Origin of the sequence: Corynebacterium sp. HMSC076G08, assembly GCF_001811515.1 — a bacterium.
GTDB lineage: Bacteria > Actinomycetota > Actinomycetes > Mycobacteriales > Mycobacteriaceae > Corynebacterium > Corynebacterium hiratae.
The window spans coordinates 66,075-78,134 of record NZ_KV805016.1 but is presented as its reverse complement, the minus strand read 5'-3'; the positions used below and the strand labels follow the sequence as shown (position 1 = coordinate 78,134).

12 protein-coding genes are annotated in these 12,060 nt (G+C 57.4%); 9 read left to right on the top strand and 3 right to left on the bottom strand.

Features of this window, described 5'->3' with window-relative positions; all coding sequences use genetic code 11:
• Positions 1–3 precede the first annotated feature (3 nt).
• Both HMPREF2806_RS03065 and HMPREF2806_RS03060 read left to right on the top strand, forming a co-directional pair.
• On the top strand, positions 4–1,083 hold the full coding sequence (locus HMPREF2806_RS03065) for a FecCD family ABC transporter permease (protein WP_046647392.1): 1,080 nt from the start codon (positions 4–6) through the stop codon (positions 1,081–1,083).
• Complete coding sequence (locus HMPREF2806_RS03060) at positions 1,080–1,883, top strand: ABC transporter ATP-binding protein (protein WP_046647391.1); 804 nt, start codon at positions 1,080–1,082, stop codon at positions 1,881–1,883. Before HMPREF2806_RS03065 ends, HMPREF2806_RS03060 begins: the two co-directional genes overlap by 4 nt.
• Here HMPREF2806_RS03060 and HMPREF2806_RS14000 read toward each other — a convergent pair.
• Positions 1,872–2,246 carry an Lrp/AsnC ligand binding domain-containing protein gene (locus HMPREF2806_RS14000; RefSeq protein ID WP_198525906.1) on the bottom strand — a complete coding sequence of 125 codons (375 nt, stop codon included), beginning with the start codon at positions 2,244–2,246 and terminating at the stop codon, positions 1,872–1,874. The genes HMPREF2806_RS03060 and HMPREF2806_RS14000 overlap by 12 nt on opposite strands.
• Positions 2,247–2,978: 732 nt before the next feature.
• Here HMPREF2806_RS14000 and HMPREF2806_RS03045 point away from each other — a divergent pair.
• On the top strand, positions 2,979–3,704 hold the full coding sequence (locus HMPREF2806_RS03045; protein ID WP_175973587.1) for a fructosamine kinase family protein: 726 nt from the start codon (positions 2,979–2,981) through the stop codon (positions 3,702–3,704).
• 16 nt (positions 3,705–3,720) lie between these two features.
• On the opposite strand, the gene nadE is transcribed toward HMPREF2806_RS03045, so the two are convergent.
• Entirely contained in the window at positions 3,721–4,536 is an 816-nt protein-coding gene (gene nadE / locus HMPREF2806_RS03040) for an ammonia-dependent NAD(+) synthetase (protein ID WP_369799707.1), read from the bottom strand.
• A 217-nt stretch (positions 4,537–4,753) separates the two neighbouring features.
• Here nadE and ykgO point away from each other — a divergent pair, with 217 nt between their 5' ends.
• The 4 genes from ykgO to nrdE all read left to right on the top strand — a co-directional run bounded on the left by ykgO (position 4,754) and on the right by nrdE (position 8,210).
• Positions 4,754–4,876 carry a type B 50S ribosomal protein L36 gene (gene ykgO, locus HMPREF2806_RS03035; RefSeq protein ID WP_003847162.1) on the top strand — a complete coding sequence of 41 codons (123 nt, stop codon included), beginning with the start codon at positions 4,754–4,756 and terminating at the stop codon, positions 4,874–4,876.
• Between the two features lie 433 nt (positions 4,877–5,309).
• Positions 5,310–5,549, top strand: a complete 240-nt coding sequence (gene nrdH, locus HMPREF2806_RS03030; protein ID WP_046647387.1) for a glutaredoxin-like protein NrdH — start codon at positions 5,310–5,312, stop codon at positions 5,547–5,549.
• A 9-nt stretch (positions 5,550–5,558) separates the two neighbouring features.
• Positions 5,559–5,984, top strand: a complete 426-nt coding sequence (gene nrdI, locus HMPREF2806_RS03025; RefSeq protein ID WP_070516120.1) for a class Ib ribonucleoside-diphosphate reductase assembly flavoprotein NrdI — start codon at positions 5,559–5,561, stop codon at positions 5,982–5,984.
• Positions 5,985–6,047: 63 nt separating this feature from the next.
• On the top strand, positions 6,048–8,210 hold the full coding sequence (nrdE, locus tag HMPREF2806_RS03020) for a class 1b ribonucleoside-diphosphate reductase subunit alpha (RefSeq protein WP_070516134.1): 2,163 nt from the start codon (positions 6,048–6,050) through the stop codon (positions 8,208–8,210).
• On the opposite strand, the gene HMPREF2806_RS03015 is transcribed toward nrdE, so the two are convergent.
• Positions 8,207–8,896, bottom strand: a complete 690-nt coding sequence (locus tag HMPREF2806_RS03015; protein ID WP_070516118.1) for a FadR/GntR family transcriptional regulator — start codon at positions 8,894–8,896, stop codon at positions 8,207–8,209. The two genes, nrdE and HMPREF2806_RS03015, sit on opposite strands and share 4 nt — an antisense overlap.
• Before the next feature lie 125 nt (positions 8,897–9,021).
• On the opposite strand from HMPREF2806_RS03015, the gene nrdF reads away from it, so the two are divergent.
• Entirely contained in the window at positions 9,022–10,011 is a 990-nt protein-coding gene (gene nrdF, locus HMPREF2806_RS03010) for a class 1b ribonucleoside-diphosphate reductase subunit beta (protein WP_046647383.1), read from the top strand.
• A 351-nt stretch (positions 10,012–10,362) separates the two neighbouring features.
• Positions 10,363–12,054: an aa3-type cytochrome oxidase subunit I gene (ctaD, locus tag HMPREF2806_RS03005; protein WP_070509772.1), complete on the top strand. Its 1,692-nt coding sequence runs from the start codon at positions 10,363–10,365 to the stop codon at positions 12,052–12,054.
• The last annotated feature ends 6 nt before the right edge of the window (positions 12,055–12,060 follow it).

Sequence of the window (12,060 nt, the reverse complement as noted above, 5' to 3'; positions counted from 1 at the left end):
GCGATGGTTCACACAACGAATCCGGATACGAAGCAAGAGCTTGAATTCGGGCGAAAGATTTTCCGCATCGGTCCCAAAGAACGCCCGGTGATGCTTATCGGGGTGCGCACAGCTGTCGTCACAGGTGGACTCTTATTGGCGACTGCGCTGATTGCGGTGTACTCCTTGGTTGATGGTTCTGCATCCATCACCGTTGGTGAAGCGTTCCAGGCGTTGACCGGCAACGGTGATTCCTACACCAACATGATTGTGGTGGAATGGCGCGCACCGCGCACGCTTCTGGCAATCCTGCTGGGCGCAACACTGGCCATGAGTGGAGCTATCTTTCAAAACCTCACCGCGAATCCATTGGGCTCACCGGATGTGATTGGTTTTCAGACCGGTTCCTACACTGGCGCGCTCATCGTCATGTTGATTCTCGGCGGTGGCACCACCGCTACGTTGTTGGGGGCTCTCACTGGAGGTATCGCTACCGCGATGGTGGTGTTCTTCCTTGCCTCCAAGCGCGGATTCGCTGGTGGCGTGCGTCTTATCATCGTTGGCATTGCTGTCAGCGCCATGCTGGCCTCGGTCAACGTGTGGATTTTGCTCACTGCCACGGTGGAAGATGCCATCATGGCGAGTTTGTGGGGCGCGGGAAATCTCTCCGGCACCTCCTGGAATTCGCTGCTGCTGGCATTTTGTGGTTCTGCCGTGTTCATCCTGATGGCAGCACTGCTGGCGCGCCCGATGCGTTTGATGCAGATTGGTATTCCTTTCGCGGTTGCGCTGGGGCAAAACGTCCGCAGGGTGCAACTATTGGCAGTTGTTGCCGGCATCGGATTAACGGCGCTGGCAACTGCCACCGCCGGGCCGATTTCCTTCATCGCGCTGGCCTCGCCCCAGATTGCCCGTCGCCTGGTACACGTTGATGGCCTGGCGCTGGCCCCCACCGCAGCCGTGGGGTCTTTCCTGTTAATACTCGCCGATACGGTTGCCCAAAGAATTGACCCTGAATCCCCGCTCCCAGTAGGTATTGTCACCGTATCCATCGGTGGCGTGTACTTCCTGTGGTTGCTCATGAGAGAAGGCCGACGCAAATGACACGACTTCTAGTAGAAAACGCCCAGCTTGGATACGGCGACAAAGTTATCTGCCCAGGCGTGGATCTTCAGATTCCAGATGGCCAGTTCACGGTCATCGTTGGCCCCAATGCCTGCGGCAAGTCCACTTTGCTCAAGAGCTTGACCCGTTTGATTGCGCCGCAAGAGGGGAAGATTCTTTTAGACGGGCAGTCTTTGCACAAAAAGCCCACCAAAGAAGTAGCGCGTGAAGTGGGTCTTCTGCCGCAAGGCCCGGTTGCCCCGGACGGCATTCGCGTCATCGATCTGGTCTCACGAGGACGCTACCCGCACCAGAGTTTGTTCAAGCCTTGGTCGCCCGAGGATGAGCAGGCGGTGAAAGAGGCCATGGAGGCAACCGGAATTAGGGAGCTTTCAGGCAGGCTTGTCGATGAACTCTCGGGCGGTCAACGCCAACGCGTCTGGATGGCGGTGGCGTTGGCGCAGCAGACGCCAATCTTGCTTCTCGATGAACCTACCACATTCTTAGACGTCAGCTACCAGATTGAGTTGCTGGAACTTTGCCGCATGCTCAACCGGAAACGGGACTACACACTGGTCGCCGTATTGCATGACTTGAACCAGGCAGCGCGCTACGCCGATCACATCATCGCCATGAAAGACGGCGAAGTTGTAGCCACCGGCGATCCTGCAACCGTTATTACTGAAGAGCTCGTGCGCACCGTATTTGGTGTGGATTCTAAGATCATCGCTGACCCAGAGTCTGGAGCACCGTTGATGATCCCAACGTGGAGCCACCAAGTATCAAATTCAAACAGATAATTCTGACGTTAATTTTACCTGTTCCATGTGCACCTCAGTTTTCGCGTTGTGGACGCAATCGATGCGGGTGAGATGGTCGATCTGAAATTGACGATAAGCGGTGAGATCGGCCGCCACTATTCGCAGCATGACATCGCATTCACCAGCCATGAGGTGGCATTCCACGGCTTCTGGAAGTGGCTGACTCTCTTGAATGAATCGCTCAACAGTCTCAAGGTCCTGGCTGGTGAGCCAAACTCTGGCATAGGCGGTAAATCCTTTGCCGACCTTTGTGGGAACAAACAGGGCAACGTAACCCCGAATAATTCCAGCGTTCTCCAGTGCATGGACTCGTCGGATACAAGTGGAAGGGGACAGGTGCACGGCATCCGCGAGTTCATTGACGATTCAATCCAAGCGGAAGTCCACGCTTGAAGACCTGGTGAAACGCCTATTTGATCAAGGGCAGCTTAATCGAGTGTGTGAAGCGTCCTGGGTTTAGTTCCTCAGCTAAGGAAGGATTGAACTATGCCTAGAAGGTATTCCGTTGAGTTCAAGGAGAAGGCTGTCATCCGGCGGCGATGGAATTGCCTAGTGCTCTCTTTTGTAATGCTGTCGCTCTCGTTTAGCCAAAGGTCTATTAGCTGTTCCACGGTTGTGCTGTTTGTCAGCTCTAGCTTCTCTTTTTCAGCGGGGGAGATCCATTTAATCCCCGATGCCTCTGCCTTATCGATGTCTGCCTTATTGCGGTTCAACCAACTTTCGGCGTCCTTCTTTTCTTTAAAGGTGATCGGTGCTCTGTGCAAAATGCCTTGGTGTTTGAAACTGGCACGCCACCTATTTTTTCCGCGTTGCTCAATTCGCCCCCACGAACGATGGGGCTTATACTTCGGGCCTTTTTCTTTTCGTTTTCGTTCTGCATATTGGGGAACCTTCGGGGAACTCTAGCGCCGTTTTGTGTCATATAATGATGTTAGAAATTACCTAAAATAAATGCAGGTTAAATAGGCATAATGCCAGCTAGGCAAGGGGTAATATTTAGAAACCGATGGAATCCCGTTAGCTCCACCAGTGGCCGTCTCTGTTATGGAGCCGGCCTTTTCCTATGCTGGGAACATGGATGTTTTCACCAAGACCGTGTCCCGTCCTGATCAAGCTGGTGCCGAGGCTGCTGGGTTGAGATGGCTGGCGCAGGCGCATGGCGACGTCGTCGTGGACGTCGCCGAAGTCACCCCCACATCTATTAGCACTCGGCGGGTTGAGCAGTCGCGACCGAGTGCCCTCGCTGCCCGCGCTTTTGGTGCTGCGCTCCGTACGGTCCATGAAGCAGGAGCGCCCGCTTTCGGCGCGCCGCCGGCGGGCTGGGAGGGCGCGAATTTCATTGGACGCGTGGAACAACGCTGCGAACCATGCGAATCCTGGGGCGAGTTCTACGCCGAGCAGCGGGTGTCGCCTTTTATAGGAGGACTGCCTCAAGAGCTACAGGGGATAGTTCGACAAGCATGCGAGGCTATAAAAGCCGTTGAGTGGGACGTGAAACCGGCGCGAATTCATGGCGACCTGTGGGCAGGAAACGTATTGTTTACTGCCTCGTCGGCCGTGATGATCGACCCAGCCGCACACGGCGGACACCCGTGGACGGATTTGGCCATGCTGGAGCTATTTGGCACGCCGTACTATGGCGAGATACTGCGTGGTTATGGGGTGGGGGAGGAGTATCACCAGTGGGTGCCGGTGCATCAACTACACCCGCTGGCGGTTCATTCGATGACGCATGGTCCCGCGTATTATGTACCGCTCGAGCGGGCCGCACGTGCCACGCTCGAAGCGTTGGGCGGATAGTCTTCCTTGTGAGGCGTTAGGCACTAGTGGGTCCTGGCGGCATGGCGCGCTTATGGGCGCCGCGGCGCCAGAGGCTTTCGATGCGCTCGCGGGCGTCGTCAGGCACGGCCTTGCCCTCGAGGTAGTCGTCGATATGGGCATAGGTCACGCCGAGTGCTTCCTCATCAGATAACTGTGGGCGGTCATCCTCCAAGTCGGCGGTGGGAACCTTCTTCCACGTGGACTCGGGCGCCCCCAGGTGCTCGAGAAGCTGAGCGCCCTGACGCTTGTTGAGTCCGGCGAGCGGGATGACGTCAGCGGCGCCGTCACCCCACTTGGTAAAGAAAGCCGTGACGTTTTCGGCGGCATGGTCGCTTCCGATAACGAGTGCGCCGACCTCACCAGCCACCGCATATTGGGCGGACATGCGCAGACGTGCCTTTAGATTTCCACGGTTGAAATCGTCCAAATGCTCCGTGTTGAGTGCGGAAGCAACGGCGCCGTCGAGAGCCGCTGTGGCGTCCGCGATGTTGATGGTGAGCCGGTAATCGGGCTGGATGAAATCGAGCGCTACTTGCGCATCGTCCTCGTCCGCTTGCGTGCCATGGGGAAGACGTACGGCCCAAAAGTGAGCGCCATCGACACGCTCGACGGCCAGCTGGGCCAAGCGACCGGCAAGGGTAGAATCCTGACCACCGGAAATGCCGAGGACAAAGCCCTGAGCGCCGGTGTTGCGTAGATACGTGGCGAGGAAGTCGACGCGGCGTTCAACCTCCTCTGCCGGATCAATGGAGGGTTTCGCCCCTAGCGCAGCGATGATCTCTTCCTGAAGCTCCCTGGATGCTTGTGTCATAGCGACCATGGTAGCCATCACGCGCGGCGGTGGTCCGAGGGTCTGCGAGGTTGGTTCGAGGAAAAGTTGGCGTGGCTACTTCTCGATGACGTGAGTGTTTTGGTAATGAGGCGCTCGTGGGGTAATATTTTTCCTCGTGTCATTGCTGGGTGTTTGCCCAGCTGTGCTTTGAACTAATCAATCGCATCAAGATTGCGCATAACGAAAGGAGCGCCCGATGAAGGTTCGCAAGTCGCTTCGGTCGCTGAAGAAGAAGCCGGGCGCCCAGGTTATTCGCCGCCACGGTAAGGTCTTCGTGATCAACAAGAAGGATCCGCGCTTCAAGGCTCGCCAGGGCTAAGAAACAAGTGTCCTTGGTCCGCCGTCCCCGCGTTGTGGGGGCGGCGGATTTTTTATGCCTCCCTTCACGGCCGGGGGAGGGTGTCGCGGGTGATCTGCTCCCTTTTGTGGACTTTGTCACAAACTGAGTGAACGTTTGGTAAACGTGCAGGGAATATCACCCGTGTAGTTACCGCCGTGACGGCGGGGGTTGTGGCGGGGTGTCAACATGTGGGGTCGGGCCGAGTTACATCCTGGGAATACCAGCCATGTAACTACTACATATTGTGTTAGTTGCGGGGTGCGGGCACAAAGTATAGTGTCGTTGATGTTGCTCGGGCGGCGGCCCTACATCACCGCTCAGAGCTCGCATGCAGAGCCGCTAAACGCTCTGCTCGTATCGAATTCAACAGTCACTCCGCGTGTAGTGCCGAAGGAAGCTAAAGGAACGTCACATGAGCATCACCCTCTACACCAAGCCAGCTTGTGTCCAGTGCAACGCCACCAAGAAGGCCCTCGACCGTGCTGGCCTCAAATACGAGACGGTGGATATCTCCCTTGATGATGATGCCCGCGACTACGTGATGGCTCTGGGGTACGTCCAAGCGCCGGTCGTTGAGGCGCACGGTGAGCACTGGTCCGGCTTCCGTCCTGACCGCATCAAGGCACTCTCTGCGATGGCGGCGAGCGCCTAGGACAAAACCATGTTGGTCGTGTATTTCTCTTCCGCTACGGAAAACACCCACCGCTTCGTCGAGAAGCTCGGCCTTCCCAGCGTCCGCATCCCGCTGCGCCTCAGTGATGAGCCCCTCACCGTGAATGAACCCTACGTCTTGATTTGTCCGACGTATGGGGGAGGGGCATCGATGAGCGGGCGGAACACGCGGCCTGTCCCCAAGCAAGTCATTCGTTTCCTGAATGACGAACACAACCGCGGTTTCATTCGTGCTGTCGTCGCTGGAGGTAACAGCAACTTCGGCAGTGACTTTGGCAAGGCCGGCGAGGTCATCGCAGCCAAGTGTAAGGTTCCTTATGTGTACCGCTTCGAACTTCTCGGAACCGAGGAAGATGTCACAATTTGCCGTGAAGGCCTCTTGGCCAACGCGGCCGCTTTAGGTTTAGCCGCCTAAGGCTTTAATTCCTACCAACCCATCTCTCCATTTCGCCATAGCAAAGAAAGGCCCGTGAAAGTCGTGACCACGCAACTGGGTAAGACCGTCGCTGAACCTGTGAAGCCGGAAGAGCAGCTGGACTACCATGCGCTCAACGCCCTGCTGAACCTGTATGACGAAAACGGCAAGATTCAGTTCGACAAGGACCGCGAGGCCGCGAACCAGTTCTTCCTCCAGCACGTCAACCAGAACACCGTCTACTTCCATGACTTGGAAGAAAAGATGCGCTACCTGGTAGAAAACAAGTACTACGAGCCGGAACTGATCGAGCAGTATGACTTTGAGTTCATCAAGTCCCTGTTTAAGCGCGCCTACGCTTTTAAGTTCCGCTTTAAGACCTTCCTGGGTGCCTACAAGTACTACACCTCCTACACGCTGAAGACTTTCGACGGCCGCCGCTACCTCGAGCGCTTCGAGGACCGTGTATCCATGACTGCCTTGTTCCTGGCTGACGGCGCCACGAAGCTGGCGGAGCGCCTCGTCGATGAGATCATGACCGGCCGCTTCCAGCCGGCCACCCCGACGTTCCTCAACGCCGGCAAGGCGCAGCGCGGCGAGCTGGTTTCCTGCTTCCTGCTGCGTATTGAGGACAACATGGAGTCGATTGGTCGCTCCATTAACTCTGCTCTGCAGCTGTCCAAGCGCGGCGGCGGCGTCGCTCTGTTGCTGTCTAATATCCGCGAGTCGGGCGCACCCATCAAGCACATCGAGAACCAGTCTTCCGGCGTCATCCCCGTAATGAAGCTGCTCGAGGACTCCTTCTCCTACGCCAACCAGCTGGGTGCTCGTCAGGGTGCTGGTGCGGTCTACCTCAACGCGCATCACCCGGACATCATGAACTTCCTCGACACCAAGCGCGAGAACGCGGATGAGAAGATCCGTATCAAGACTCTCTCGCTCGGCATCGTGATCCCGGATATTACGTTCGAGCTGGCCAAGAACAACGACGACATGTATCTGTTCAGCCCGTACGATGTTGAGCGGGTCTACGGTAAGGCCTTCGGCGATATTTCCGTCACCGAGCACTACGAAGAGATGGTCGAGGATCCGCGTATTCGCAAGAAGAAGATCAACGCTCGCCACTTCTTCCAGACCGTCGCGGAGCTGCAGTTCGAGTCCGGATACCCGTATATCATGTTCGAGGACACCGTGAACCGTGCCAACCCGGTCAAGACCGGGCGCATCAACATGTCGAACCTCTGCTCGGAGATTCTGCAGGTGAACTCTCCGTCGGAGCTCAATGAGGACCTCACCTACAAGACCTTGGGCAGTGACATTTCCTGCAACCTTGGCTCCCTCAACATTGCCGCGACCATGGATTCCCCGGATTTCGCCCTCACGGTGGAAACGGCCATCCGCGGTTTGACCGCCGTGGCCGACAAGACCTCCATCAACTCCGTGCCTTCCGTGCGCAAGGGCAACGATGATTCCCACGCCATTGGCCTGGGGCAGATGAACCTGCACGGCTATCTCGGTCGCGAGCACATCGAGTACGGCTCGGAGGAAGGCCTCGATTTCACCAACGCCTACTTTGCGGCCATCATGTATGCCGCGCTGCGCGCATCTAACAAGCTGGCGCGTGAACGCGGCGAGTACTTCACGGAGTTCCCGGAATCTGAATACGCGAGCGGCGAATTCTTCGACCGCTACGATCCGGCCGACTTTGCTCCCCGCACGGAGAAGGTCAAGGAACTCTTCGCTAAGTCGTCCATCCACACCCCGTCGGTAGAGGAGTGGGCGGAGCTGAAGGCGGACGTCGCCAAGCATGGCATTTACAACCGCAACCTGCAGGCGGTGCCGCCGACCGGCTCGATCTCCTACATCAATAACTCGACCTCCTCGATTCACCCGATTGCGTCGAAGATTGAGATCCGTAAGGAAGGCAAGATCGGCCGCGTCTACTACCCGGCGCCGCACATGGACAACGACAACCTGGAGTACTTCAAGGACTCCTACGAGATCGGCTACGAGAAGATCATCGATACCTATGCCGAGGCCACGAAGTATGTTGACCAAGGTCTGTCGCTGACGCTGTTCTTCAAGGACACCGCTACTACCCGCGATATCAACCGCGCCCAGATTTACGCTTGGCGCAAGGGCATTAAGACCCTCTACTACATCCGCCTGCGCCAGATGGCTCTGGAGGGAACTGAGATTGAGGGCTGCGTTTCCTGCATGCTCTAACCCTTATTCGCACGCGCCTCAAGCAAGATGGCGCGTGCGATTTTTTCTGCCTCAGGTGAGTCGCCTCGGTTGATGGCTTCTGCCAAATCGAGGTGAAGCTGGGCGGTACCGGCCGTCGGGTTTCGCTTGCGGGAACCATAGAGCGAACGCCCACGCACCATGGACAGCAGGTAGGGGCTCAGCGCTGAGAACATCTCATTGCCTGAGGCGTGGAGGACCATGGCGTGGAAGCGCAGATCTGTGGCGAGGTGCTCGCCGACGCGCCGCGTGGGCGTGACCTGGAGGCGCTGGGCCAGCCCCAGAATCTCTTCCTTATCTTCAGGGGAAGCGTGCTGTGCGGCTAAGCCCGCAGCGACAGGCTCGATGGCAAGGCGCAGATCATTAAGGGAGGTGCGCTGGCTATCGCGCGCTTTCTCCGAGCCCAGGCGCCACGAAATGATGGCGGGATCGTAGACCGCCCATTCGCTGATGGGGAGCACCGTAATGCCGACGCGGCGCGAGGACGAGACCATTCCCAGTTGCTCCAGTGCGCGCATGGCTTCGCGCGCCACGGTTCGGGAAATGCCGAAGCGTTCGCAGAGGTCGTTGAGCGTAAAACGTTCACCGGCGGGGAGGGCGCCACTGACGATATCAGTGCCCAGCGCGTCCAAAACGGTGCTGAGTAGGGGAGTGGAGGGTTCAGTCATTCCATCGAAACTCGGGGTCGTGGGAGTAGGGCTCAAGTATAAAACACGCAGGAATTTTGGCCCCTAGTTTTACCGGGTACGATGGCACCAGACTCACAAATTACTAGTAAGACGAGGTGACGTGCGTGTCTCACGAGTACGACGATTACATCGCCAGCCACGAGGCTCCGGTGAAGGCAATCAACTGGAACACCATTCCAGATGAGAAGGATCTTGAGGTGTGGGATCGTCTAACCGGCAACTTCTGGCTCCCCGAGAAGGTCCCGGTGTCCAACGACATCCAGAGCTGGAAGACGCTCACGGAGAAGGAACAGGAGACCACCATGCGCGTCTTCGCTGGCCTGACATTGCTTGACACTATCCAGGGCACCGTGGGTGCGGTATCGCTGCTTCCCGACGCCGTCACACCCCACGAAGAGGCCGTCTACACCAACATCGCCTTCATGGAGTCGGTGCACGCGAAGTCCTACTCCAATATCTTCATGACGCTAGCGTCGACCCCGATGATCAACGATGCTTTCCGCTGGTCTGAGGAAAATGAGAACCTGCAGCGCAAGGCCAAGATTGTTATGTCCTATTACCAGGGTGACAATCCGCTGAAGAAGAAGGTCGCCTCCACGCTGTTGGAGTCCTTCCTCTTCTACTCTGGTTTCTTCCTGCCAATGCACTTCTCTTCGCGCGCGAAGCTGACGAACACCGCTGATATCATTCGCCTGATCATCCGTGATGAGGCCGTCCACGGCTATTACATCGGCTACAAGTTCCAGCAGGGGTACAAGAAGCTGTCGGGGCCGGAGCAGGAAGAGATGAAGGGCTACGCCTTCGACCTGCTCTACGACCTCTATGAGAACGAGATCGACTACACAGAGGATCTGTATGACGAGCTGGGCTGGACCGAGGATGTGAAGCGCTTCCTGCGCTACAACGCCAACAAGGCACTGAATAACCTCGGCTTCGAGGGGCTGTTCCCGGCTGATGAGACCCGCGTGTCTCCGGCCATCCTGTCCTCGCTGTCCCCGAACGCGGACGAGAACCACGACTTCTTCTCCGGCTCCGGCTCCTCCTATGTCATTGGTAAGGCGGAGGAAACGACCGATGATGACTGGGACTTCTAGCTAGTTCCTCGCATTTACCTGTCGCCGTACCGCACCTTCTGGCAGGGATCATCCGAAAGGTTGATTCTTTCAGGGGGTGCGTTTTCGGGTTTTGGGGGACGACACCCCCGCGTTACTGTGTTCTAGATCACCGTATGCTAGGGCGTGGTGTGGGCAGTTGGCCACGTACATGGCGTTATCTGCTCCAAACGGGGTTAGCAAGGTTGGCGGAAAATAACAGAGCGCTGGAAATTCGGCCCTGAGGTGGCCTAATATAATGCGAGTAAACCTAGGTGTTTGACCACTGAGCGTGTGGCGCGAGAAAACGCGTGATGCCGATGTGGTTAAGCACTTGTTCTTCAGGAGGATTTTATGACCGCTGTGGCGCCACGGCTCGACGATTACGTCGCGCCTACACGTCCAGAGCCGACTGGTAACGCAAAGACCGGTTCCAAGGCTTGGATGATGCTAACCACCACCGACCACAAGCAGCTGGGCATCATGTACATGATCATGTCCTTCAGCTTCTTCTTCCTCGGTGGATTCATGGCTCTGCTGCTTCGCGCTGAGCTTTTCACCCCAGGACTGCAGTTCCTGTCCAACGAGCAGTTCAACCAGCTGTTCACCATGCACGGCACTGTCATGCTGCTGCTGTTTGCTACACCAGTGGTGTGGGCATTCGGTAACTACGTTATGCCCCTGCAGATTGGCGCACCGGATGTGGCCTTCCCGCGTCTGAACGCCTTCGGCTTCTGGATTACCCTGACCGGCGGCATTGTTATGCTCGCGGGCTTCTTGACCCCGGGCGGCGCTGCTGACTTCGGCTGGACCATGTACATGCCGCTGGCTGATTCCGTCCACACCCCGGGCATCGGCGCGGACATGTGGATCGTTGGTGTGGGTGCTACCGGTGTCGGTACCATTGCTTCCGCCATCAACATGATCACCACGATTCTCACCCTGCGTGCGCCGGGCATGACCATGTTCCGTCTGCCGGTTTTCACCTGGGCTATCTTTACCGCTTCCATCATCGTGCTGATGATCTTCCCGCTGCTGACTGCTGCGGCTCTGGGTGTTCTGTATGACCGCAAGCTGGGCGGCCACATCTATGACTCTGCCAACGGCGGCGCCATCCTGTGGCAGCACCTCTTCTGGTTCTTCGGCCACCCAGAGGTCTACGTCCTCGCACTGCCGTTCTTCGGCATTATCTCTGAGATTGTCCCGGTCTTCTCCCGTAAGCCGGTCTTCGGCTACATCGGCCTCGTCTTCGCTCTGCTGGCCATTGGTGCTCTGTCCATGGCTGTGTGGGCACACCACATGTTCGTGACTGGCGCCATCCTGCTGCCGTTCTTCTCCTTTATGACCTTCCTGATTGCGGTTCCGACCGGCGTGAAGTTCTTCAACTGGGTCGGCACCATGTGGAAGGGCCACATCACCTGGGATACCCCGATGATCTTCGCCATGGGCTTCCTGACCACCTTCCTCTTCGGTGGTATGACCGGTATTATGCTGGCCTCCCCGGCGCTGGACTTCCACCTCGCAGAGTCCTACTTCCTTATCGCTCACTTCCACTACACCCTGTTCGGTACCGTGGTCTTCTCCGCCTTCGGTGGTCTGTACTTCTGGTTCCCGAAGATGACCGGCCGCATGTTGGATGAGCGTCTGGGCAAGATCCACTTCTGGCTGACCTTCATCGGCTTCCACGGCACCTTCCTGGTTCAGCACTGGGTGGGCAACATGGGTATGCCGCGTCGTTACGCCGACTACCTGGAGTCTGATGGCTTCACGGTCTTCAACCAGATTTCCACCATCTTCTCCTTCGTTCTCGGCGCCTCGGTTATTCCGCTGGTATGGAACGTCTTCAAGTCCTGGCGCTACGGCGAGATCGTCACTGTGGACGATCCGTGGGGCTACGGCAACTCCCTCGAGTGGGCTACCTCCTGCCCGCCGCCGCGCCACAACTTCGTGTCCCTGCCGCGCATCCGTTCTGAGCGCCCGGCCTTCGAGCTGCACTACCCGCACATGGTCAAGCGCATGCGCGAGGAAGCACACGTCGGGCACTAAGCACTC

What these genes read in the sequence shown, in the direction of transcription:
- HMPREF2806_RS03015 (WP_070516118.1), bottom strand. Translation starts at nt 8,896, where the DNA reads ATGACTGAACCCTCCACTCCCCTACTCAGCACCGTTTTGGACGCGCTG.
- HMPREF2806_RS03060 (WP_046647391.1), top strand. Translation starts at nt 1,080, where the DNA reads ATGACACGACTTCTAGTAGAAAACGCCCAGCTTGGATACGGCGACAAA.
- nrdI (WP_070516120.1), top strand. Translation starts at nt 5,559, where the DNA reads ATGTTGGTCGTGTATTTCTCTTCCGCTACGGAAAACACCCACCGCTTC.
- ctaD (WP_070509772.1), top strand. Translation starts at nt 10,363, where the DNA reads ATGACCGCTGTGGCGCCACGGCTCGACGATTACGTCGCGCCTACACGT.
- HMPREF2806_RS03045 (WP_175973587.1), top strand. Translation starts at nt 2,979, where the DNA reads ATGGATGTTTTCACCAAGACCGTGTCCCGTCCTGATCAAGCTGGTGCC.
- HMPREF2806_RS03065 (WP_046647392.1), top strand. Translation starts at nt 4, where the DNA reads ATGGTTCACACAACGAATCCGGATACGAAGCAAGAGCTTGAATTCGGG.
- ykgO (WP_003847162.1), top strand. Translation starts at nt 4,754, where the DNA reads ATGAAGGTTCGCAAGTCGCTTCGGTCGCTGAAGAAGAAGCCGGGCGCC.
- nrdH (WP_046647387.1), top strand. Translation starts at nt 5,310, where the DNA reads ATGAGCATCACCCTCTACACCAAGCCAGCTTGTGTCCAGTGCAACGCC.
- nadE (WP_369799707.1), bottom strand. Translation starts at nt 4,536, where the DNA reads ATGACACAAGCATCCAGGGAGCTTCAGGAAGAGATCATCGCTGCGCTA.